At 64.5% G+C, this 19,687-nt stretch carries 21 protein-coding genes; 9 read left to right on the top strand and 12 right to left on the bottom strand.

The window, feature by feature from the left end; genetic code table 11:
- Complete coding sequence (gene trxA / locus G7020_RS05735) at nt 1-870, top strand: thioredoxin (RefSeq protein WP_181082974.1); 870 nt, start codon at nt 1-3, stop codon at nt 868-870.
- Nucleotides 871-1,026: 156 nt separating this feature from the next.
- Here the strand turns inward: trxA and G7020_RS05730 are convergent, their stop codons facing one another.
- Both G7020_RS05730 and tesB read right to left on the bottom strand, forming a co-directional pair.
- Nucleotides 1,027-1,620 carry an HAD family hydrolase gene (locus G7020_RS05730; RefSeq protein ID WP_181082973.1) on the bottom strand — a complete coding sequence of 198 codons (594 nt, stop codon included), beginning with the start codon at nt 1,618-1,620 and terminating at the stop codon, nt 1,027-1,029.
- The gene (gene tesB, locus G7020_RS05725) at nt 1,617-2,486 is read right to left on the bottom strand and encodes an acyl-CoA thioesterase II (protein ID WP_181082972.1); all 870 of its coding nucleotides are present in this window, start codon (nt 2,484-2,486) and stop codon (nt 1,617-1,619) included. Before tesB ends, G7020_RS05730 begins: the two co-directional genes overlap by 4 nt.
- A 194-nt stretch (nt 2,487-2,680) precedes the next feature.
- On the opposite strand from tesB, the gene G7020_RS05720 reads away from it, so the two are divergent.
- Together G7020_RS05720 and G7020_RS05715 are read left to right on the top strand one after the other, a co-directional pair.
- Entirely contained in the window at nt 2,681-3,601 is a 921-nt protein-coding gene (locus G7020_RS05720) for a histone deacetylase family protein (protein ID WP_181082971.1), read from the top strand.
- A 41-nt stretch (nt 3,602-3,642) separates the two neighbouring features.
- The gene (locus G7020_RS05715; protein WP_423835560.1) at nt 3,643-4,902 is read left to right on the top strand and encodes a TIGR03862 family flavoprotein; all 1,260 of its coding nucleotides are present in this window, start codon (nt 3,643-3,645) and stop codon (nt 4,900-4,902) included.
- A gap of 12 nt (nt 4,903-4,914) precedes the next feature.
- Here the strand turns inward: G7020_RS05715 and G7020_RS05710 are convergent, their stop codons facing one another.
- The 5 genes from G7020_RS05710 to G7020_RS05690 all read right to left on the bottom strand — a co-directional run bounded on the left by G7020_RS05710 (nt 4,915) and on the right by G7020_RS05690 (nt 8,429).
- Nucleotides 4,915-5,304 carry a GFA family protein gene (locus tag G7020_RS05710; protein ID WP_181082969.1) on the bottom strand — a complete coding sequence of 130 codons (390 nt, stop codon included), beginning with the start codon at nt 5,302-5,304 and terminating at the stop codon, nt 4,915-4,917.
- A gap of 81 nt (nt 5,305-5,385) precedes the next feature.
- A complete protein-coding gene (locus G7020_RS05705) occupies nt 5,386-6,006 on the bottom strand; it encodes a flavin reductase family protein (protein ID WP_181082968.1) in 621 nt (206 codons plus the stop codon).
- Between the two features lie 186 nt (nt 6,007-6,192).
- Nucleotides 6,193-6,414, bottom strand: coding sequence for a hypothetical protein (locus G7020_RS05700; RefSeq protein ID WP_181082967.1), 222 nt, complete (start codon nt 6,412-6,414; stop codon nt 6,193-6,195).
- Between the two features lie 74 nt (nt 6,415-6,488).
- Nucleotides 6,489-7,109 (bottom strand): glutathione S-transferase family protein, encoded by a 621-nt coding sequence (locus tag G7020_RS05695; RefSeq protein ID WP_181082966.1) that lies wholly within the window; start codon nt 7,107-7,109, stop codon nt 6,489-6,491.
- Between the two features lie 87 nt (nt 7,110-7,196).
- Nucleotides 7,197-8,429, bottom strand: coding sequence for an MFS transporter (locus tag G7020_RS05690; RefSeq protein ID WP_258189254.1), 1,233 nt, complete (start codon nt 8,427-8,429; stop codon nt 7,197-7,199).
- Nucleotides 8,430-8,727: 298 nt separating this feature from the next.
- Here G7020_RS05690 and gcvA point away from each other — a divergent pair, with 298 nt between their 5' ends.
- A complete protein-coding gene (gene gcvA, locus G7020_RS05685; RefSeq protein WP_181082965.1) occupies nt 8,728-9,663 on the top strand; it encodes a transcriptional regulator GcvA in 936 nt (311 codons plus the stop codon).
- Between the two features lie 6 nt (nt 9,664-9,669).
- Here gcvA and G7020_RS05680 read toward each other — a convergent pair whose 3' ends face one another.
- Nucleotides 9,670-10,188, bottom strand: coding sequence for a glutathione S-transferase C-terminal domain-containing protein (locus tag G7020_RS05680; protein WP_181082964.1), 519 nt, complete (start codon nt 10,186-10,188; stop codon nt 9,670-9,672).
- 180 nt (nt 10,189-10,368) lie between these two features.
- Here G7020_RS05680 and G7020_RS05675 point away from each other — a divergent pair, with 180 nt between their 5' ends.
- Nucleotides 10,369-10,935, top strand: a complete 567-nt coding sequence (locus G7020_RS05675; RefSeq protein ID WP_181082963.1) for a TetR/AcrR family transcriptional regulator — start codon at nt 10,369-10,371, stop codon at nt 10,933-10,935.
- A 279-nt stretch (nt 10,936-11,214) separates the two neighbouring features.
- Here G7020_RS05675 and G7020_RS05670 read toward each other — a convergent pair whose 3' ends face one another.
- Nucleotides 11,215-12,540, bottom strand: a complete 1,326-nt coding sequence (locus tag G7020_RS05670; RefSeq protein WP_181082962.1) for a DEAD/DEAH box helicase — start codon at nt 12,538-12,540, stop codon at nt 11,215-11,217.
- A 305-nt stretch (nt 12,541-12,845) separates the two neighbouring features.
- Nucleotides 12,846-13,322 (bottom strand): NYN domain-containing protein, encoded by a 477-nt coding sequence (locus G7020_RS05665; protein WP_181082961.1) that lies wholly within the window; start codon nt 13,320-13,322, stop codon nt 12,846-12,848.
- A gap of 106 nt (nt 13,323-13,428) precedes the next feature.
- On the opposite strand from G7020_RS05665, the gene G7020_RS05660 reads away from it, so the two are divergent.
- Nucleotides 13,429-14,109: a YciC family protein gene (locus tag G7020_RS05660; protein WP_181082960.1), complete on the top strand. Its 681-nt coding sequence runs from the start codon at nt 13,429-13,431 to the stop codon at nt 14,107-14,109.
- Between the two features lie 54 nt (nt 14,110-14,163).
- Nucleotides 14,164-14,601: a VOC family protein gene (locus G7020_RS05655; RefSeq protein WP_181082959.1), complete on the top strand. Its 438-nt coding sequence runs from the start codon at nt 14,164-14,166 to the stop codon at nt 14,599-14,601.
- Here the strand turns inward: G7020_RS05655 and G7020_RS05650 are convergent.
- Nucleotides 14,598-15,440, bottom strand: coding sequence for an SDR family oxidoreductase (locus G7020_RS05650; RefSeq protein WP_181082958.1), 843 nt, complete (start codon nt 15,438-15,440; stop codon nt 14,598-14,600). The genes G7020_RS05655 and G7020_RS05650 overlap by 4 nt on opposite strands.
- An 81-nt stretch (nt 15,441-15,521) precedes the next feature.
- A complete protein-coding gene (gene hrpB, locus G7020_RS05645) occupies nt 15,522-18,035 on the bottom strand; it encodes an ATP-dependent helicase HrpB (protein WP_181082957.1) in 2,514 nt (837 codons plus the stop codon).
- Nucleotides 18,036-18,206: 171 nt separating this feature from the next.
- Here hrpB and G7020_RS05640 point away from each other — a divergent pair, with 171 nt between their 5' ends.
- The gene (locus G7020_RS05640) at nt 18,207-18,623 is read left to right on the top strand and encodes a polyribonucleotide nucleotidyltransferase (RefSeq protein ID WP_181082956.1); all 417 of its coding nucleotides are present in this window, start codon (nt 18,207-18,209) and stop codon (nt 18,621-18,623) included.
- A 9-nt stretch (nt 18,624-18,632) separates the two neighbouring features.
- On the top strand, nt 18,633-19,523 hold the full coding sequence (locus tag G7020_RS05635; protein WP_181082955.1) for a cation diffusion facilitator family transporter: 891 nt from the start codon (nt 18,633-18,635) through the stop codon (nt 19,521-19,523).
- Nucleotides 19,524-19,687 lie beyond the last annotated feature (164 nt).

The raw sequence follows: 19,687 nt of genomic DNA, 5'->3' as shown, positions 1-19,687 counted from the left end.
ATGAGCCAGACTCCCTACATCTTCGATGTCACCGCCAGCAACTTCGAGCAGCTGGTGCTGGAGAACTCCTTTCACAAGCCGGTACTGGTGGATTTCTGGGCCGAGTGGTGCGCGCCGTGCAAGGCGCTGATGCCGCTGCTGGCGAAGATCACCGAGGAGTACCAGGGCGAGCTGCTGCTGGCCAAGGTCAACTGCGATATCGAACAGGAAGTGGTCGCCCGCTTCGGCGTGCGCAGCCTGCCCACCGTGGTGCTGTTCAAGGACGGCCAGCCGGTGGACGGTTTCGCTGGCGCACAGCCCGAGTCTGCCATCCGCGCCCTGCTCGAACCCCACGTCCAGCTACCGGCCACGCCTGAGGCGGACCTGCTGGCCAGCGCCCAGGCACTGTTCGCCGAGGGCCGCATCGGCGAGGCGGAAAACCTGCTCAAGCAACTGCTCACCGACGACAACGAAAACGCCGCGGCGCTGATTCTCTATGCCCGCTGCCTGGCCGAACGTGGCGAACTGGGCGAGGCCGAGACGGTACTGGGCGCGGTCAAGGGCGACGAGCACAAGCAGGCGCTGGCCGCCGCACGCGCGCAGTTGACCTTCCTGCGCCAGGCCAGCGGCCTGCCGGAAGTCGCCGACCTCAAAAGTCGCCTGGCGCAGAACGGCGAGGATGACGAGGCGACCTACCAGCTGGCCATCCAGCAACTGGCGCGCCAGCAGTACGAAACGGCGCTGGATGCCCTGCTCAGGCTCTTCGTGCGCAACCGCAACTACGCCGACGGCCTGCCGCACAAGACCCTGTTGCAAGTGTTCGACCTGCTGGGCAACGACCACCCGTTGGTCACCACTTATCGGCGCAAGCTGTATCAGGCGATTTACTGAGGCAGGCTGCTCGTCGGATTACGCCTTCGGCTAATCCGACCTACAACGGTGGTAATTCGCCACCACACAAGGCCAAATCAGACCGTAGCCTGGATTAGCCGAAGGCGTAATCCGGGTTTCTCCGAAGGCCTAATCCGACGCCAGGTCCGACCTGCTCTACCCAGCCAGCATCCGTCGCAGCTCCAGGCAATCGCGGGCATGCAGATCCGTCAACTCAGGCCAGAGATTGTCCGGCAGGTTGACCAGCACCCCCCTGGCGCCAGCCGCCTTGGCACAGGCCAGATCGAAGTGGTAGTCGCCGACCATCACCAGCGTCTGCGGCGCGACCTGCCACCTGCCCGCCAGATGCAGCAGACCACCGGGGTCCGGCTTGGGCGGCGCTTCGTCGCGACCGAGAATGTCCTCGCTGGCGAAGCAGTCGCCCATGCCCACGGCCTGCAAGGTCACCAGCGCCAGCTCATGGGCGTTGCGCGTCAGCACGCCGAGGCGGCAACCGCGATCACGCAGTTCGTGCAGCAACTCCAGTGCACCCGGTGCGGGCCGCGCGGCATGGGCCAGTTCGCGCTCGTGCTCCATCAGCCAGGCGCGCTTGGCCGCGGCCTCATCAGCCGGCAATGCGGCGAGGTGATGGAGGATGTCGTCTTGCGGTGGAATATCCAGTGCGCGCTTGATCGCCAGAAAGTCATGCACGGCGATGGTCAGGGTGCCGTCCATGTCGAACACCCAGTGGCGCGCAGCGGCCAGGGTCATTTCCAGTCCTCGCGTACGCGGATCAGGCCTTCCTGGGCCACCGAGGCAACCAGCTGACCGGCACGGTTGAAGATGCTGCCACGGGCGAAACCACGCGCATTGCCGGCCCAGGGGCTGTCCATGGCGTACAGCAACCAGTCGTCGGTGCGTACTTCGTGGTGGAACCAGATGGCGTGATCGAGGCTCGCCAGCTGGATGAACTTGTTCCAGAAGGAAACGCCGTGGGGCTGCAGCGCGGTGCTGACGAAGTTGAAATCCGAAGCGTAGGCCATCAGGTATTTGTGTACCGCTGGATTGTCCGGCAGCGTGCCGGCAGCCCGGAACCACACATGACGGACCGGCTCCATCGGCTGCGGGTTGCACGGGTCCAACAGGGTCACCGGGCGAATCTCGATGGGCTTGGGCCGACGCAGCTTTTCGATCACCCCCTGGGGCAGCACGTTCTCCAGCTTGTGCAGCAATTCCCCCTCGCTGGGCAGATTGTCCGGGCCGGGCACGTCGGGCATCGGCAGCTGGTGCTCGTAGCCGGTTTCGTCCGTCTGGAACGAAGCGCTGCAGGTGAAGATGGTCTGCCCCTTCTGGATCGCGCTGACGCGGCGCGTGGTGAAGCTGCCGCCGTCGCGCACCCGATCGACGTCATACACCACCGGCAGGTGGGAATCACCGGGGCGCAGGAAGTAGCCATGAATCGAATGCACATGCCGCTCCGGCACCACCGTCTGGCTCGCCGCCGACAACGCCTGGCCGATCACCTGACCGCCGAACAGCTGCGGAAAGCCCAGGTCCTGGCTGTTGCCACGGAACAGGTTTTCCTCGATGCGCTCCAGCGACAGCAGGCTCACCAGGGTATCGAGTGTCTCGGTCATGCAAATTTCCTTTCAGGCAGGGCCATTTTCAGGCAAAGGCGAAGATTTTACGGTTTAAACCGAACAGGCTCCAGCTGACCAACCAGACGGTGCCTGCCGCGCCTTGAGCGTGTCGTGATCAAGCCGGCATACTGCCGCCGTTTGCGGGCTGCCGAGGCAGTCGCAGTGCAACGAATGACTTCAGGCGCCAATCGATGCCCTTGCCATTGGTATTCCACGACGACTACAGCCCGCCGCTGCCACCGGGACACCGCTTCCCGATGGAGAAATTCCGCCTGCTGCGCGACCACCTGGTCGATAGCGGTTTGACCACCGATGCGCAGATTCTGCGCCCCGAACTGTGCGCAGCCGACGTGCTTGCGCTGGCCCATGACCGCGCCTATATCGAGCGCTACTGCAGCGGCGACATGGGCCGCGAAGAACTGCGCCGCCTGGGCCTGCCCTGGAGCCCGCAGCTGGCGCAGCGCACCGTGCGCGCCGTGGGTGGCTCACTGCTGGCCGCCGACCTTGCCCTCGAACATGGCCTGGCCTGCCACCTGGCCGGTGGCACCCACCACGCCCACTACGACCACGCCTCGGGCTTCTGCATCTTCAATGACCTGGCGATCATCGCCCTTTCGCTGCTGGAAAGCGGTCGCGTTGGTCGCGTGCTGATCTTCGACTGCGACGTCCATCAGGGCGACGGCACCGCACGCATCCTCGAACAGGTGCCGGACGCGGTAACCGTGTCGCTGCATTGCGAGAAGAACTTCCCCTTGCGCAAGGCCCGCAGTGACTGGGATATAGAGCTGGCGGCGGGCATGGGCGATCAGGAATACCTCAAGGTGGTGAACGACACGCTGAACTACCTGTTGCCCCTGTACCAGCCGGACCTGGTGCTCTACGACGCTGGCGTCGATGTTCACCGCGACGACACGCTGGGCCTGCTCGATCTCAGCGACGACGGCCTGGCGTTGCGCGACAGCGCCGTGATCGACCATTGCCTGGGCCGTGACATCCCGGTGGTCGGCGTGATCGGCGGCGGCTACGACAAGAATCGCGCCCTGCTCGCCCGCCGCCATGCGCAGTTGCACTTCAGCGCAGCCAGAGCCTGGAGCCGGCACGGATTGCGCTGACCGCAGCGCCCACAATGACCCGCTCCGGCGCAGTCGCTACAATGCCCGCCCTTCGCAACTGTCCGGCTGCCGTCATGACCCAAGCTGCTACTCGCATCGCCATCATCGGCGGCGGCCCCGCCGGGCTCATGGCCGCCGAAGTGCTGAGCCAGGCCGGCATCGCGGTCGATCTCCATGACGCCATGCCCTCGGTCGGGCGCAAGTTCCTGCTGGCCGGCGTCGGCGGCATGAACATCACCCATGCCGAGGACTTTCCCGCCTTCGTCGGTCGTTATCGCCAGCGCGCCAATCAGCTGCGGCCACTGCTGGACGCCTTCGGCCCGGATGCGCTGCGCGAATGGATTCACGGCCTGGGCATCGATACCTTCGTCGGCAGCTCCGGTCGCGTCTTTCCCACCGACATGAAGGCTGCGCCCTTGCTGCGCGCCTGGCTCAAGCGCCTGCGCGACAGCGGCGTGCAGATTCATACCCGCCAGCGCTGGCTGGGCTGGAGCGAAGACGGCCAGTTGCGCATCGCAGGAGCGGAAGGCGAATCGCTGCTGAACCCGACTGCCACCCTGCTCGCCCTGGGCGGCGGCAGCTGGGCGCGGCTGGGTTCCGATGGCGCCTGGGTGCCGCTGCTGCAGGCTCGTGGCGTCGGCATCGCGCCGCTGCAACCGGCCAACTGCGGCTTCGAGGTTGCAGGCTGGAGCCAGCATCTTGTGGAGAAATTCGCCGGCGCGCCGCTGAAGACCGTCAGTCTCGTGCTGCCCGGCACGTCCCCGCGCAAAGGCGAATTCGTCCTCACCGCCAGCGGCATCGAAGGCAGCCTGGTCTATGCGCTGTCCGCTGAAATCCGCGAACGCATCAATGCCAGCGGCGCGGCAACGGTATTGCTCGACCTGCTGCCGGATCGCTCGCAGCAGCAGATCGCCGCCGCCCTGACCAAACCGCGCGGCTCGCAATCGATGGCCAAACACCTGCATCGGCAACTGAAGCTCGACGGCGTCAAGGCCGCACTGCTACGCGAACTGACCGCTGCCGAGACCTTCCAGGCCCCGCAAGCGCTTGCCGCCGCCATCAAGGCCTTGCCGATTACACTGGTTCGCCCGCGCCCGCTGGATGAAGCCATCAGCAGCGCCGGCGGCGTGCCCTTCGAGGCACTGGACGAAAACCTGATGCTGCGCCAGCTGCCCGGCGTGTTCTGCGCGGGCGAGATGCTCGACTGGGAAGCGCCCACCGGCGGCTACCTGCTGACCGCCTGCTTCGCCACTGGTCGTGCTGCCGCCGAAGGGGTGCTGCGCTGGCTGGGGCCGCGATAACGAGCGCAGCTATTACTCGGCACGCCCGGAGGCATCACGATCCCGCTCGTACCGCTTCGCGAGCGGAAACGGCGGTAACCAGGACTCACGCCGGATGGTCCAGCTTTCATAAGTCGGCATCAGTTGGTCGGGCGCATCCAGCGTGCCCAGATGCACTTCGATTTCATCCGCGCTACGGGCGAACACCGACGACCCGCAACGCGGGCAGAAATGGCGCCCAGCATAGTCACGGGTTTCGCCCTCGATGCTCACCGCCTCCTGCGGAAACACCGCGGCTGCGTAGAAAAGGGCACCATGATGCTTGCGGCAGTCGAGACAGTGACACAGGCCGACCCGGTAGGGGCGCCCCGAAGCCAGAATCCGCACGTCGCCACACAAGCAACCGCCGGTGAATCGGTCCATGCTGCGTCTCCTCTGATCAGGCGGTGTTTATGACGATAGCACCAGGCGCCTGATGCACTCGGCCTGCCAGATGGCATGAACTCACTTGGGCCGGTACATCTTGAAGCGTGCCTCGCGCCCCAGCTGAAAATAGTCCGCCGGCCCACCGCCGCGCAGGATCGGCTCCGCCGCCGCGGTGTCGTAGACGCCATCGACCAGCAGCAACTGGGCAATATGCACCGCCACCACCTCGCCAAGCACCAGCCAGCTCGACACCGGCGTCTTGTCCGCGCCCTGCAGCTGGATGATCTGGGTCACCTTGCACTCGAACGACACCGGGCTTTCCAGCACCCGCGGCACGGCGACCAAGCTGGAGGGTACCGGCGTCAGCCCGCTCAGGGCGAACTCGTCCACCTCGGGCGCGACAGCGGCGCAGCTCTGGTTCATCGCCTCGGCCAGCGGCCGGGTTGCCAGGTTCCAGCAGAACTCGCCGGTCGCCTCGATGTTGTTCAGGCTGTCCTTGCGCCCCACGCTGGAAAAGCCAATGATCGGCGGCGTGTAGTTGAAGGCGTTGAAGAAGCTGTAGGGCGCCAGGTTCAACCGGCCTTCGGCATCCTGCGAGGAGATCCAGCCGATGGGCCGCGGGCCGACGATGGCATTGAACGGATCATGGGGCAGCCCATGGCCCTGGCGGGGTTCGTAGTAGTACGTATCGCCGTGCATGCAGTGCTCCCGAAGCATCTCAACGTGACCGCAAGGAGATTCGCCACGCATATCGCGACGCCTTTGCGAAAGTGGAATCATCTGCGCACGGTGCGTGCATTGGCAACGCTCGTGGAGCCGCTCACCTACGCCGCCACTGATGACCGGCGCAGGTAAGGACAGACTCTCAAGCAGGCTCAACCACCTTCAGGGAATCGGATTCCCCAGACCCGGCTCGTTCGGATCGTCGAGGTCCGGCCTGCCAGGATCCTCGACGTCCGGCCCGATGCCAGGCCCGCCACCTCCGTCGGGGTCCTGAATGTCCGGATTGTCCGTGATGAAGTCCGGGTCAGGAGCATGCACAGGGTTCTGCTCCTGTCCTGGAACGGGTTGCTGGTCGTGGAGTCGGTCAAGCGGATCGATACTCATGATTCACCTCCGGTCGAGCCGAGAATGGCTCATCCTCTTTGAGGCGATTCATGGAGAATGGTGCGGCCCAACCACTAGGTCAGCACCGTCATCACGGCGCGCTGGTAGGCCGGGCGCTGTCGCAAGCGCTGGTACCAGGCGTGAAGATGCGGCAACTCGGCACGCTCGATGGGCATTTCGAACCAGGCATAGGCGAAGCAACCGAGCGGGATATCGCCCATGCCGAGGCTCGCACCAGACAGATACGGTTGCTCGGTCAGGACACGATCGGCAATGGCCAGCTGCTGGCCGCATTCGGCCAGCGCCACCTCTACCGCGGCCATGTCGCGCTTTTCGGTCGCAGTACGCACCATGTTCCAGAACACCACCCGAAAGGGGGCTGCCAGGGACGAGGTCGTCCAGTCCATCCATTTGTCCGCCTCCGCACGCTGGCGCGGGTCGGGATTCCACAGTAACGGCTCGCCGTATTGTGCCGCCAGGTAGCGAACGATGGCGTTGGACTCCCAGAGCACCAGCTCGCCATCTTCCAGGCAGGGCACCAGGCGGTTCGGGTTCTTCGCGACGTAGGCCGGCTCGCCGACGATGCCGAAGACACCGCCCGCATCCACGCGGGTGTAGGAAACGTCAAGTTCCTCCAGGCACCAGAGCGCCTTCTTCACATTGGTCGAGTTGGCCCGGCCCCACAGCTTCAACATGCGATGTCCCCTGTCTGCTCGCGTCGAACATGAACCCTAGCCGCAGAGAGGCCACCCGTGCCACACCGAATTGACAGTCAAACCGCCCTACGCGCCGGAAACTGACTGGTTGCGACTTCTCGCCATCGCCAGTGCCACGACAGCAACGGCCAGCGGGACGAAGGAAACCCACAGGACCGTATCCCAGCCATAGGCGCTCAGCAGGCCGCCCGACAGGAAGGAGCCGACGGCCATCAGACCGAATACGATGAAGTCGTTGAGCGACTGGACCCGTGTTTTTTCCTCGGGCCGATGACATTCCAGCACCAGGGCGGAGGCGCCCAGGAAACCGAAATTCCACCCCACGCCGAGCAGGATCAGCGCCAGCCAGAAGTGGGCGACATCGACACCCGCAAGCCCCACGGCGGCGGACAACCCTGTCAGCAGCAGGCCGAGGATGGCTATGCGTCCCGCTCCGAAGCGCGTGATCAGGCTGCCCGTGAAGAAGCTGGGGGCATACATCGCGATCACGTGCCACTGCAACCCCAGGTTGGACGACTCCTGGGAGTGGCCGTGCATGTGCATCGCCAGCGGCGCGGCGGTCATCAGGAAATTCATCAGCATGTAGGTGACGGCGCCACAAGTCGCCGCCGCGATGAAGCGCGGTTGCCGCAGGATTATCGGAAGCGCACGGCCACCGGCAGCCTCCGCAGCCGTGGGCATGGGCAAACGGACGCCCAGCAGGACGACCGCCGAGGCGGCGGCGACCAACGCCTGCACCAGGAAGGTGGCAGCGAAGGGATAGGACTGCCACAGGTGCATGCTCCAGGTCACCAGCTGCGGGCCGATGACGCCAGCCGCCACCCCGCCGGCCATGACCAGCGACAAGGCACGCGCACGTCGTTCAGGCGCGACACCATCGGTTGCCGCGAAGCGAAACGACAGGACAATGGCTGCATAGCCGCCGCCGCAGAAGGTCGCCAGGCAGAAGAGCCAGAACCAGCCCATGATGACCGCAAGCATGGCCAGCAGACCGGCGAGCACACCGGCCAGGGTCCCGACCAGGAACGCCGCACGACGACCGTAATGCCGCGCCACGACGCCAGCGGGCAGAATGCAGGCGGCCATGCCGACCACGAAAATGGAGATCGGCAAGGTGGCCAGCACCGGTGTCGGAGCGAGCATGCTGCCGATGATCGCCCCGGTGGCATAGATGACCACCGCATTCGCACCGGACAGCGCCTGGGCGATTACCAGCCGCCAGAGATTCGCGCGCTGATCACGCTCGGAAATCCCGGCTGGACCAGCCACCGGCTGGGTCTTGTCATGTTGCATCTGCATGCTCTCTTCAGGTGAATGGGCAAGGTTTAAGGCATGCCCAGGTGCCGCCTCCAGCGAGGCGACCACGAGGGTGCGATCGTCCACTGGCACGTCCGTTTTTGAAAGTGTGTGCGGTAATGCGATCAGGCAACCAAGGGCCGTTCGCCGTTTCGTCCGTGGGCCTGTCGGGCCTGTAACGCGCCCGATAAAAAGGTTTTCTTTAACGCACCCGGCGTTCTGGGCCAGAATTGTTCATTGCTGGCTGGCGAACCGACAAACGAGATTAAATTGGGCCGGCTGAAAGAAAAACTTTCCCGGAATGAAGATGCCCATCCCCTTGAACGCATTGCGGGCCTTCGAGGCCAGCGCCCGTCATCAGAGCTTTTCGTCAGCGGCGGCGGAGCTCAACGTCACCCCCGCAGCTGTCGGCCAGCTCGTAAGAAGCCTTGAAGACCAGCTCGGGACGCCCCTGTTCATTCGGAACACGAGCGGTCGTAAAAGGCTGGTTCCTACCGAAGCGGCGCTACGCGCACTCCCTGAGATCCGGTCCGGCTTCGACAAACTGCAGCTGGGGCTGGAGCGGCTCAAGGAAGATTCGACCGGCAACGTGCTGACCGTCACCGTCAGCCCCGCTTTCGCCGCCAAATGGCTATTACCGCGCTTCGAGCGATTCCATGACCGATACCCCGATACCGATGTGCGCCTGGAAACCAGTCTGAAGCCGATCGACTTTCTTGCCCGGCGGGTGGATGTCGGCGTGCGCTACGGCACCGGAAGCTGGCAAGGGGTAGCGGCAGAAAAGCTGATGGATGAAGAAATCTATCCGGTATGCGCTCCAGAGCTTCTGCCATACCGAGCACAGGGTCATGACCTCCGGCATGTCACCCTGATACACGATCTTTCGATGGACGGGCATGCCGGTTTTCCTACCTGGGACAAATGGCTGGAGCAGGCCGGGATGAAGGACGTACCGGCTTCTCGCGGCATGAGGATCAATAACTCCGCAGCCGTCCTCCAGGCTGCGGTCGAAGGGCACGGGGTCGCGCTCGCACGCAGCGCCATGGCAGGTGATGACCTGGCCGCTGGACGGCTGGTACGACTCTTTCCCGAAATCCGCTTCGTCTCCGAACTGGCCTACTACATCGTCTACCGCCCCGAGTGTGTCAGCCTGCCCAGGCTAGTCATGTTCAAGGAATGGCTGATGAGCGAGGCTGCCGGCCAATCCCGATCAGCGGGGTTGGCAGCGAGTCGTTAGTGAATTTTACCCAGCATTGATATCCACAGCCGCTAATACAGCACGGCCCGACGGGCGCGCTCGCATGCACTCAAGATAATTGCAAAGGCGTGGCCACGGATCGAGCCAACTAGCGGGTCTGGCGGTGGCGACCAGGTAGTCGAGCATCGGCGTTAACAGTGCATCAGCGACACTGTAGCGGTCGCCACAGATAAAAGAACGCTCACCCAACTGTTCGTCGAGTATGGCTAACGTGGCTTCAACTCGTGATTCCGCGCGGGCCAGTAGACTTGGGTCAACCGTCTTTGGCGGATTGGGTCCACCGACAAGCAGTAGATAGTTGCGTACGAGTCGCTCATCGACGGAGGTGGCCAGGGCGCTTGACCATTGATCTATTTCCGTTCGCGCGGCCAGATCAGGCGGTAAGTGTGTGCGCTCCGGAAACGCCGCATCCAGATAGCGGCAGATGGCGCGGATCTCGAATATGTGCCCGCCCGCATGAAACAGAACCGGCACTTTGCCAAACGGATGGTAAGCACGATGCACTTCGCTATGCCATAGGTGTAATCGAGGCCTTTTTCTTCACAGTAAAGGCGTACGCTGCGTACGAGGGTGCTAAAGCCAGGGCCGAAAATATGCAGTTTCATATAAATGTCTCTGGTGGAGTGAGACGGGGATTCTCCCGCCCATCACCCTATGTTCAAGAACATAAACCAAGGAACTCTTATGTCCTGGCCTTCCGACCAACGCGACAAGACTCGAATGAAAATCCTTGAAAGCGCTGCACGGCTTTTTGCTCTCTACGGTTTCGAGCAAGTCAGCATCGATGACCTGATGGCCGATGCAGGATTAACGCGAGGCGCTTTTTATCACCACTTCCAAACGAAAGCGGAAATCTATGCCGAAGCAATTCGATATGCTTTCAAGGCTGGCAGCGCACGACTGGAGGAATTAGGCGCGAATGGACTGGGTACGCTGGTCGATGGTTATCTTCAGCTTGCCCACACGGAAGGCGAATCAATGCAGTGCCCGCTTGCCTTCATGGCAACGGACGTGACGCGGCGAGAACCCGCAGTTCGACACGTTTACAGTATGGCGTTGCAGAGCTTTGTGAGGCGATTAGAGGCATCCCTTGAGGCCTCGTCAGCCGAGAATCGTCAGCGCGCGTTACAGATCGCTATCGCGCTAATCGGCGGTGTCGCATTGGCCCGGTCTATAGATGATCCACAGTTCGCGGAGGAAATACTCGCCGCATGCCGATCAGACTGCCATGGCCTATTAGTTGCCGGATAACTGGTCAGGCAACGGTAGGTCGGGTCACGCCTCACCGACCCGACGAGCGGACCGCCAGGCGCGGATCATCCAAAGTATTGCGCCTGCGCATCGTCGGATTACGCCTTCGGCTAATGCGACCTACAAGTCGAGCTTATACACGCCCGAGCCGCATATTGTTCGGCCAGACAATCGTCCGGCGAGTCCCGGCGTCGCCCCAGCTCTGCGCCAGGTCGCATCGGTTGACCCTCTATTCACACTCTTCGATCACTGCCCCAACCGGTCACCAACGGCTGCGTCTTAGCGTTTCTTCGCCGGCTTCGCCCCACCCAGGCTCGGCACCTTGCGAATGGGCCTGGCATTGGGCTTTTCGCTTTCGTCGAACCAGTTGCCCAGGTGGATCTTGCCCTTGGCGGCGCCTTCCTTGGGCTTCTTGGGTTTTTTCGGCTTCTTGATGATCTGCCCGCCGAGGGTGGTGGTCGGCACCCGATGGTCGGGCACGAAGCCCAGCTCGTCGTGGCGCGGCAGCACCTGCTGGATCAGGGTTTCGATGGCGGCGAGCTGATCGACCTCGTCGGCGCTGACCAGCGAGATCGCCTCCCCGCTGGCGCCGGCGCGACCGGTACGCCCGATGCGGTGTACGTAATCTTCGGCGACGATGGGCAGGTCGAAGTTGACCACCTGCGGCAGGTCGTGGATATCCAGCCCGCGTGCGGCGACGTCGGTGGCGACCAGCACCTGCACTTCGCCGGCCTTGAAGCGCTCCAGTGCGCGCAAACGGCTCGCTTGCGGGCGATCGCCGTGTATCGCCTCGCTGGCAATGCCCTGGGCCTGGAGTTCTTCGGCCAGTTGATCGACTCCCTTGCGGGTCTTGACGAACACCAGCACCTGGCCCCAGCGCTTTTCCGCCAGCAGGTGCAGGAAGAGTTCGCTCTTGCGCTTCTTGTCCACCGGCACCAGCCACTGCTTGACGGTTTTGGCGGCGGCGTTGCGCGGGCTGACCTCGATGGTCAGCGGGTCGCGCAGCAGCTCACGCGCCATCTGCCGGATGGCATCGGAGAAGGTCGCGGAGAACAGCAACGTCTGGCGCCTGCGCGGCAGTGCACAGAACAGATCGTCCAGTTCCTGGGAGAAACCGAGGTCAAGCATGCGATCGGCCTCGTCCAGCACCAGCGCCTGCACCTGCTCGAACTTCACCGCGTTCTGCCGGTACAGGTCGAGCAGACGACCGGGTGTCGCCACCAGCACGTCGATGCCTTTACGCAACGCCATCATCTGCGGGTTGATGCTGACGCCGCCGTATACCGCGTAGGTGCGCAACGGCAGGTTCTGCCCGTAGGTGCGGAAGCTTTCATGCACCTGTTCGGCCAGCTCGCGGGTCGGCACCAGCACCAGTGCGCGCACCGAGTTGCTGGCGACCTTGGCGCCTTCCTGGGTCAGCCGCTGCAGCAGCGGCAGGGCGAAACCGGCGGTCTTGCCGGTGCCGGTCTGCGCGGCAGCCATCAGGTCACGGCCCTTGAGCACGGCGGGAATCGCCTTGGCCTGGACCGGCGTCGGCGTGGTGTAGTCGAGCGCTTCGAGCGTGCGCAGCAAGGGATCGATCAGGCCCAGGGAGACGAAGGTCATGGCGAAAACCGGCAGGGGAAACGAGGGCGCAAGTTTACGCGCAAAACAGCTTGGAAGCAGGGCGACCTGCGGGTTTGTAGCGGATACCTGTCATGCTTTTTCTTCAGGCTTCACCTCCGTTCGTCGGGTTGGTGAAGCGTAACCCGGTCTCCAAGCTAGTAGATCAGGTAAACGACGGAAGCGCCTTCGACGATTCCATCCTACGAGACCGCAGACCGTAGCCTGGATTAGCCGAAGGCGTAATCCGGGTTTCCGAAGGCGTAATCCGACGAGCAAAGTGCCGGTCTGCAGTGCTGTCCCGGCTTCTATGATTTCAGCAGCCGCTTGCCCTCGATGGGCACATAACGGCTGGCGGCGCGGATCAGCGATTGCGCCGTCAGCCCCGGTACGCCGTAGGCGGTGGCTTCGGCGCTGCCGGCACGTACACGGTCGAGCAGCAGATCGAAATCCCCGTCGCCGGAGGCCAGCACGACTTCGTCAACGCGCGCGGAAGCATCCAGCACGTCGATGGTAATACCTACGTCCCAGTCGCCCTTGGCCGAGCCGTCGCTGCGCTGGATATAGGGCTTGAGCTTCACGGTGAAACCGAGGTTGCGCAGGATTTGCTGGAACTGCTGCTGTTTGGGATCACCACGCTCGATGGCATAGGCATAAGCCTCGACTATTTCTCCGCGCGCGCTGACCTCGGCCCACAAGGCCGCATAGTTGAAGTGGCAACCGTGTGCCTGACGCACCGTGTAGTAGAGGTTCTGCACATCGGCAAACAGGGCGATCTTTTTCACGCGGCAACCTGAGTCGAGGAAAGCCGCCAGTATGGATGGCAAAAATGCGCCTGTCCTGCATCGCTCTTGTTAAAGTATGCGGCTGATTTTCAAGACAGCTATCGACGTGAACGTTTTTACCATCCTGCGCGACGCCTGGTTCTTCTATTCCCGTAACCTGCCCAGCATCGTGCGCCTCTGTCTGCCGCTGATCGTGCTGGAAAGCGTTGCCCGCCTGATGATCGAGCACTGGTTGGGCAAGAATGCGCTGCCCGCGCAGGAATTGTTGACAGGCATCCTGTTCTACCCGCTGTACGTCGGCGCGCTGATTCTGTTTCTCGACGCCCGCAGCCGCGGCCATGATCCCGGCGTGCGCGAGGTATGGGCGCGGGCGCTGCCGCTGTGGCCGGCGCTGGCGGTACTCGCCGCACTGGGCACGCTGCTGATCGTGCTCGGCGCCTCGCTGTTCGTGCTGCCGGCGCTTTGGGTGATGGTGAAGATCGCCTTCGCCGAATATCTGCTGGTACTGCGCGGGCTGACGCCGCTGGAAGCGCTCAAACAAAGTTTCCTGCTGACGCGCGGGTATTTCCTGCTGATCCTCGGCTGCATGCTTGCCGTGCTGCTGCCGGTGTGGCTGCTGGAAGTCTGGCTGGCCATGCAGTTCTGGGGCGACAGCACACCGCCCGCCGGGCTGGCGATTCTTGTCGATGGCTGCGTCGGGCTGGTGCAATTGCTGGCTACGGTGGTGGTATTTCGCTGCTATATGCTCTGCGGCGAGCCGGCTATCAGCCAGGATGGACAGGGTTAACCAGCAAGTTGCGATCGGTCGGCTAGGCTGTTTTATTTCCGCGAGGACATTGCCATGGCCGACCAGAACCCCAGCATCCTTTCCCACGTCTCCCTCGGCAGCAACCGTTTCGACGAGGCCGCGGCCTTCTACGACGCGGTGCTCGCCACGCTTGGTTGCACGCGCATCCTGTCCCACCCCGGCGCGCAAGCCTGGGGCCGTGAATACCCGGAGTTCTGGCTGCAGACGCCCATCGATGGCCAACCGGCCAGCGTCGGCAACGGTACGCACGTGGGCTTCTTCGCTGCGGACAAGGCATCGGTCGATGCCTTTCACCACGCCGCATTGAATGCCGGCGCAGCGAACGAAGGCGCACCCGGCCCCCGCGAGGAATACGGTGCGCCTTACTACGGCTGTTTCGTCCGCGACCTGGACGGCCACAAGATCGAAGCCGCCTATTGGGACCTGGCGTTGATACAGGAGCTCTACGGCAGCGCCGAAGCCGGCAGCTAACTGGCGTCCTGCGACATCCGACTGCCGGCCAGTCGCGGTAGCAGCAGATGCTCGAACAGGCGCGGAAAGCAACGCGCCACCAGCCGCGCACGCCAGTCCAGGTTGGACAACACCAGCAGTTGCCGGCGCTTCAGCGCACCCTGGAAGATCGACTCGGCCACATCCTGCGGCGACGCCACGCGGCCCACGGCCAGCGCCGGCTGCGGCGCGGTGGAGCCATCGCCGATCAGCACGTTCTTGCGCAGGTCGGTGGCCGTGTAGCCGGGGCATACCAGCATCACGTTGACACCCGTGCCGTCCAGCTCGCCACGCAGGGTTTCGAACAGGCCGTGCAGTGCGTGCTTGCTGGCGTTGTAGGCGGCGCGGTCGGGCACCGGCGCGTACTGCGAGAGCGAGCTGAGCACGATGACCTGCCCGCCACGCGCCGTCAGGCTTGGTAGAGCAGCCTGGGTGCAGTGCAACGCGCCATAGAAATTCACCGCCATGATCCGCTCGAACACCTTCAGGCTGGTGTCGACGACGCGGCTGCGGTGGGTGATGCCGGCGTTGTTGACCAGCACGTCGATGCCGCCGAAACGCTCCACCACCAGGGCAATGGCCTGCTGCACCGCCGCTGCATCCGACACGTCACAGCACAGGCCCAGCGCCTCGGCGTTGTGCCGATCGGCCAGATGCTGCACCAGGCCGTCAAGGGCGTTCTGCTCCAGATCGAAGATCACCAGCCGTGCCCCGGCCTGGGCCATGCGCTCGGCCAGGGCACGACCGATGCCCGCGCAGCCACCCGTGATCAGCACGACCTTGCGATCGAACACCTTGCTGGCAAATACCTTGCGTCGCATGCACCACCCCCGCGCCATGGCACCCAACCAATCAGCGGGCGCTCTTTTCTTCAAGCATAGACAGCCGCGCGCCGCGACGCCTCACTGCCCGCGCGGCTTGGCTCTCGCAGTGGGTTCGGCGATCAGCGGGTCATCCGGCCAGTAGTGCTTGGGATAGCGCCCCTTCAGGTCCTTCTTCACCTCGGTATAGGTGTTGGCCCAGAAGCTCGCCAGATCCTGCGTTACCTGCACCGGCCTGCGCGCCGGCGACAGCAGGTGCAGTTTGACGATCTGCCGTTTGCCAGCGATGCGCGGCGTGTCGGCCAGGCCGAACAGCTCTTGCAGACGCACTGCCAGCACGGGCGGCTGCTCGCTGTAATCCAGACGAATACGCGAGCCGGACGGCACCGCGATGGCGGTCGGCGCCAGCTCTTCCAGGCGCTGCGGCAGCGGCCAGGGCAGCAGCGTGGCGAGCATCGCACGCAGATCCAGTTGGGCGAAGTGCGCCAGCCGCGAAACCTTGCCGATATAGGGCAGCAGCCAGTCCTCCAGCCGTTCCAGCAACGCCGCGTCGCTGACATCCGGCCACTCGCTGACGTCGCCGTGATCACTATCGAGCTGCCGCAACAGGGCGATGCGCGCCTGCCACTGGCGCAGCTCGGGCGTCCAGGGCAGCAACTCCAATCCCTTGCTCCGCACCAGGCCGAGCAGCGCCTGGCCGCGTGCGGCCTCGTCGAGCCCCGGCAGCGGTTCGCGGCTCAGGATCAGCTCGCCGACCCGGCGCTGGCGCTCGGCGCGCAGCACGCCTTCGCGCTCGTCCCATTCAAGCTCGTCATGCTGGCTGACCTGCCCGGCCAGCACGCCCTCGAACAGCGCCGGGGCCAGCGCCACCGCGCGGTAGATACGTTCTTCACGCCGCCCCTGCTGGCTGCCGAGTTCGGCGATCACCAGCCAGGGCTCCTTCATCAGCGCATCCGCCCCGCCGAACTGCGCCGCCCGTCCGTTGGCCAGGCGGTATTCGCTGCCCCCTTCGCGGCGCTGACGCGCCACCCGGTCGGGATAGGCGAAGGCCAGCAGCGCGGCGAGGGCGTGTGATTCGTCCAGTGCCGTCTTGGCCATGTTCGACCGCTCGCGCAGCAGGCTGCGAAACTGCCGCGCCAGTTGTCGCACCCGCTGCACGCCACTGCCACGACCGCTCGCCAGTTGCTGCAGGCGCAGGCTCAGATCGGCCCCGGCGTCGCGCAGAATATCGCGCTCGGCCAGCAGTGCGGCGACGTCCGCCGCCAACGCTGCGACGCCCAGCGCCTGACCGCGCAGCAGCATATGCGCCAGACGCGGATGGGTCGGCAGCTCAGCCATCACCTGGCCCTGAGCGGTCAGCTGCCAGCCACCCTGCGCGTTGCGCCGCAGCGCACCGAGCCGTTCCAGCAGCCTCTGCGCCTGGGCATAGGCGGCAGCCGGAGGGCTGTCGAGCCAAGCCAGTTCGTCCGGCTCGACGCCCCAGCGCGCCAGCTGCAGGGCGACGCCGGCCAGATCGGCCTGGAGGATTTCCGCCACGCCGTAGGCGCTCAGCTGGCCGTGCTGCTCTTCCGACCACAACCGATAACAGACGCCCGGCTCCAGCCGCCCGGCCCGACCGGCGCGCTGGGTGGCCGAAGCGCGGGAAATGCGCCGGGTGTCCAGGCGCGTCATGCCGCTGCCGGGGTCGAAGCGCGGCATCCGCGCCAGGCCGGCATCCACCACCACCCGCACACCTTCGATGGTCAGGCTGGTTTCGGCAATATTGGTGGCCAGAACCACCTTGCGTTTGCCGGGCGCCGCCGGGTCGATGGCGGAACGCTGGGCAGCCAGTTCCAGCTCACCATGCAAAGGGCAGAGCAGGATATCCGCGCGACCGCCCAGCTGTTCGGCCAGCGCTTCATTGACCCGGCGGATTTCCGCCTGCCCCGGCAGAAACACCAGCAGGCTGCCGCTCTCTTCGTCCAGCGCCTGCAGCACCGTCTGCACCACACGCGGCTCGATGCGCTCCCCGGCCTGCCACGGCCTGCCCCAGCGCAGCGCCACCGGATACATGCGTCCCTCGCTGCGCACCACAGGTGCATCGCCGAGCAGCACCGACAGCCGATCACCCTCCAGGGTCGCCGACATCAGCAGCACCTTGAGCGGTTCATCGCGGAGCAGGATGCGGGCATTGAGGGTCAACGCCAGGGTCAGGTCGGCATCTAGGCTACGCTCGTGGTACTCATCGAAAATCACCAGGCCGACGCCCTCCAGCGCCGGATCATCCTGCAGCCGGCGCGCGAGAATGCCTTCGGTGACCACTTCGATGCGCGTCTTCGGCCCGACCTTGCTGTCCAGGCGGATGCGGTAGCCGACCGTTTCGCCAACGTTTTCACCCAGCTCGCTGGCGAGCCGCTCGGCGGCGGCGCGGGCGGCCAGCCGGCGCGGTTCGAGCATGATGATCGACTGTTCGCCCAGCCAGGGCTCATCGAGCAAGGCCAGCGGCACACGGGTGGTCTTGCCGGCGCCGGGCGGCGCCTCCAGCACGGCCTCGTCACGGGCTTGCAGGGCCTGGCGCAGCGCCGGCAGGGCTTCGTCGATGGGAAGGGGGATCATGGCGTACTCCGCATTCAGGCGGCGGATTGTAAAGCAGCTGCAAGCGGCAAGCCTCAAGCCGCAAGGAGAAGACGAAAAAGCGCGGTCGGCTGCTTTCACTTGTGGCTTGCAACTCGCAGCTTGCCGCTGTTTTTTCCTTGTATAGTTGCGGCAATTTTCCCGGAGGTCCTTATGCGTACTCGTTCCCGTGTCATCGGCGGCGTGCTGGCCGTCTCCCTGTTCACCCAACTGAGCGCCTGCGGCACGCTGTTCTACCCGGATCGGCGTGGGCAGATAGATGGCAAGATCGACCCTGCGATTGCCGTGCTCAACGCCGTCGGCCTGCTGTTCTACGTGATCCCCGGCCTGATCGCCTTTGGCATCGACTTCGCCACCGGCGCGATCTATTTCCCCGATGACCAGTTCTCGATGGCGCCGGAAAAACTCCAGGACGCCATTGGCGCCGACGGCCAGATCGACCCGCTGCGCCTGAAGGCCATCATCGAAGCGGAAACCGGTCGCAGTCTGCCGCTGGACGACCCGCGCCTGATCCAGCACAGCGGCAGCCTGGAACAGCTTGCCGCCTTCGGCCTGCGCCCGGCAGCCTGACCGCCCCCCATGGGCATCAATTCCGAGCACGCCCGCCTGCTGCGCCGCGCCACCCGTGCGGCGCTGGCCACCGCGATACTGCTGGCGCTGAGCAAGGCGGTGGCCTGGTGGCTGAGCGGTTCGGTGAGCCTGCTGGCGGGCCTGACCGACTCGCTGCTCGATGGCGCCGCCTCGCTGCTCAACCTGCTGGCGGTGCACTACTCGCTGCGCCCCGCCGACGAGGATCACCGCTACGGTCACGGCAAGGCCGAGGCGCTGGCGGGGCTTGGCCAGGCGGCGTTCATCTGTGTCAGTGCAATTCTGGTCGGCGTACAGGGCGTCGATCGCCTGCTGCATCCCGAGCCGCTGGGCGCGCAGGCACTGGGCATCGCGGTGATGCTGTTCTCGCTGGTGATGACGGCGCTGCTGCTGCGCTACCAGCGGTACGTGGTGAAAGTGACCAACTCCACGGCCATCCGCGCCGATTCGCTGCATTACCGCTCCGATCTGCTGCTCAACGCCAGCATCCTGCTGGCGCTGGTGCTCGCCGGCTTCGGCTGGGAACGTCTCGACGCGCTGTTCGGCATTGCCATCGCTTTCTACATCCTCTGGAGTGCAATGAGCATCGTCCGCGAAGCCGGCGCGGTGCTGATGGATACCGAGCTGTCCCCGGAGATCACCGAGCACATGCAGCAACTGGTACGCGAAGTGCCCGGTGTGCATGGCTGCCACGATTTCCGTACGCGCATTTCCGGCACGCGCTGGTTCGTCCAGCTGCATCTGGAGCTGCCGGGCGAACTGCCGCTGTCGCAGGCGCACGACCTGTGCGTGGCGGTCGAACATGCCATTCATGATCGATACCCCAATGCCGAGGTGCTGGTGCATGCCGACCCGTTGGAGGTCGCGCCGCAGCGAGGCTGACCTCATACCTGATGAGCGATTTCAGGCCCAGCATCTCCGTTCCAATGTCGTGGACGACAACCTTGGCAGCTCGTGTGGTCCGCCAACGAAGGCCAGCTGAAAGCCTCGCCACGGCTAATTTCCCGATATCGACTTCTGCCGTAAACTACAGGCCGATCATGCAA

Origin of the sequence: Stutzerimonas stutzeri, from assembly GCF_013522825.1 — a bacterium.
GTDB classification, from domain to species: Bacteria; Pseudomonadota; Gammaproteobacteria; order Pseudomonadales; family Pseudomonadaceae; genus Stutzerimonas; species Stutzerimonas stutzeri_AK.
Note: the sequence above shows the minus strand (reverse complement) of the source record. Positions and strands in the feature narration are given on the sequence as shown.

Excerpts from the sequence above, each read along its gene's own strand:
- G7020_RS05670 (WP_181082962.1), bottom strand. The coding sequence starts at position 12,540 with ATGACCTTCGTCTCCCTGGGCCTGATCGATCCCTTGCTGCGCACGCTC.
- trxA (WP_181082974.1), top strand. The coding sequence starts at position 1 with ATGAGCCAGACTCCCTACATCTTCGATGTCACCGCCAGCAACTTCGAG.
- G7020_RS05690 (WP_258189254.1), bottom strand. The coding sequence starts at position 8,429 with ATGCAGATGCAACATGACAAGACCCAGCCGGTGGCTGGTCCAGCCGGG.
- hrpB (WP_181082957.1), bottom strand. The coding sequence starts at position 18,035 with ATGATCCCCCTTCCCATCGACGAAGCCCTGCCGGCGCTGCGCCAGGCC.
- G7020_RS05715 (WP_423835560.1), top strand. The coding sequence starts at position 3,643 with ATGCCCGCCCTTCGCAACTGTCCGGCTGCCGTCATGACCCAAGCTGCT.
- G7020_RS05650 (WP_181082958.1), bottom strand. The coding sequence starts at position 15,440 with ATGCGACGCAAGGTATTTGCCAGCAAGGTGTTCGATCGCAAGGTCGTG.
- G7020_RS05695 (WP_181082966.1), bottom strand. The coding sequence starts at position 7,109 with ATGTTGAAGCTGTGGGGCCGGGCCAACTCGACCAATGTGAAGAAGGCG.
- G7020_RS05640 (WP_181082956.1), top strand. The coding sequence starts at position 18,207 with ATGCGTACTCGTTCCCGTGTCATCGGCGGCGTGCTGGCCGTCTCCCTG.
- gcvA (WP_181082965.1), top strand. The coding sequence starts at position 8,728 with ATGAAGATGCCCATCCCCTTGAACGCATTGCGGGCCTTCGAGGCCAGC.
- G7020_RS05720 (WP_181082971.1), top strand. The coding sequence starts at position 2,681 with ATGCCCTTGCCATTGGTATTCCACGACGACTACAGCCCGCCGCTGCCA.
- G7020_RS05635 (WP_181082955.1), top strand. The coding sequence starts at position 18,633 with ATGGGCATCAATTCCGAGCACGCCCGCCTGCTGCGCCGCGCCACCCGT.
- G7020_RS05675 (WP_181082963.1), top strand. The coding sequence starts at position 10,369 with ATGTCCTGGCCTTCCGACCAACGCGACAAGACTCGAATGAAAATCCTT.
- G7020_RS05700 (WP_181082967.1), bottom strand. The coding sequence starts at position 6,414 with ATGAGTATCGATCCGCTTGACCGACTCCACGACCAGCAACCCGTTCCA.
- G7020_RS05705 (WP_181082968.1), bottom strand. The coding sequence starts at position 6,006 with ATGCACGGCGATACGTACTACTACGAACCCCGCCAGGGCCATGGGCTG.
- G7020_RS05655 (WP_181082959.1), top strand. The coding sequence starts at position 14,164 with ATGGCCGACCAGAACCCCAGCATCCTTTCCCACGTCTCCCTCGGCAGC.
- G7020_RS05730 (WP_181082973.1), bottom strand. The coding sequence starts at position 1,620 with ATGACCCTGGCCGCTGCGCGCCACTGGGTGTTCGACATGGACGGCACC.
- G7020_RS05710 (WP_181082969.1), bottom strand. The coding sequence starts at position 5,304 with ATGGACCGATTCACCGGCGGTTGCTTGTGTGGCGACGTGCGGATTCTG.
- tesB (WP_181082972.1), bottom strand. The coding sequence starts at position 2,486 with ATGACCGAGACACTCGATACCCTGGTGAGCCTGCTGTCGCTGGAGCGC.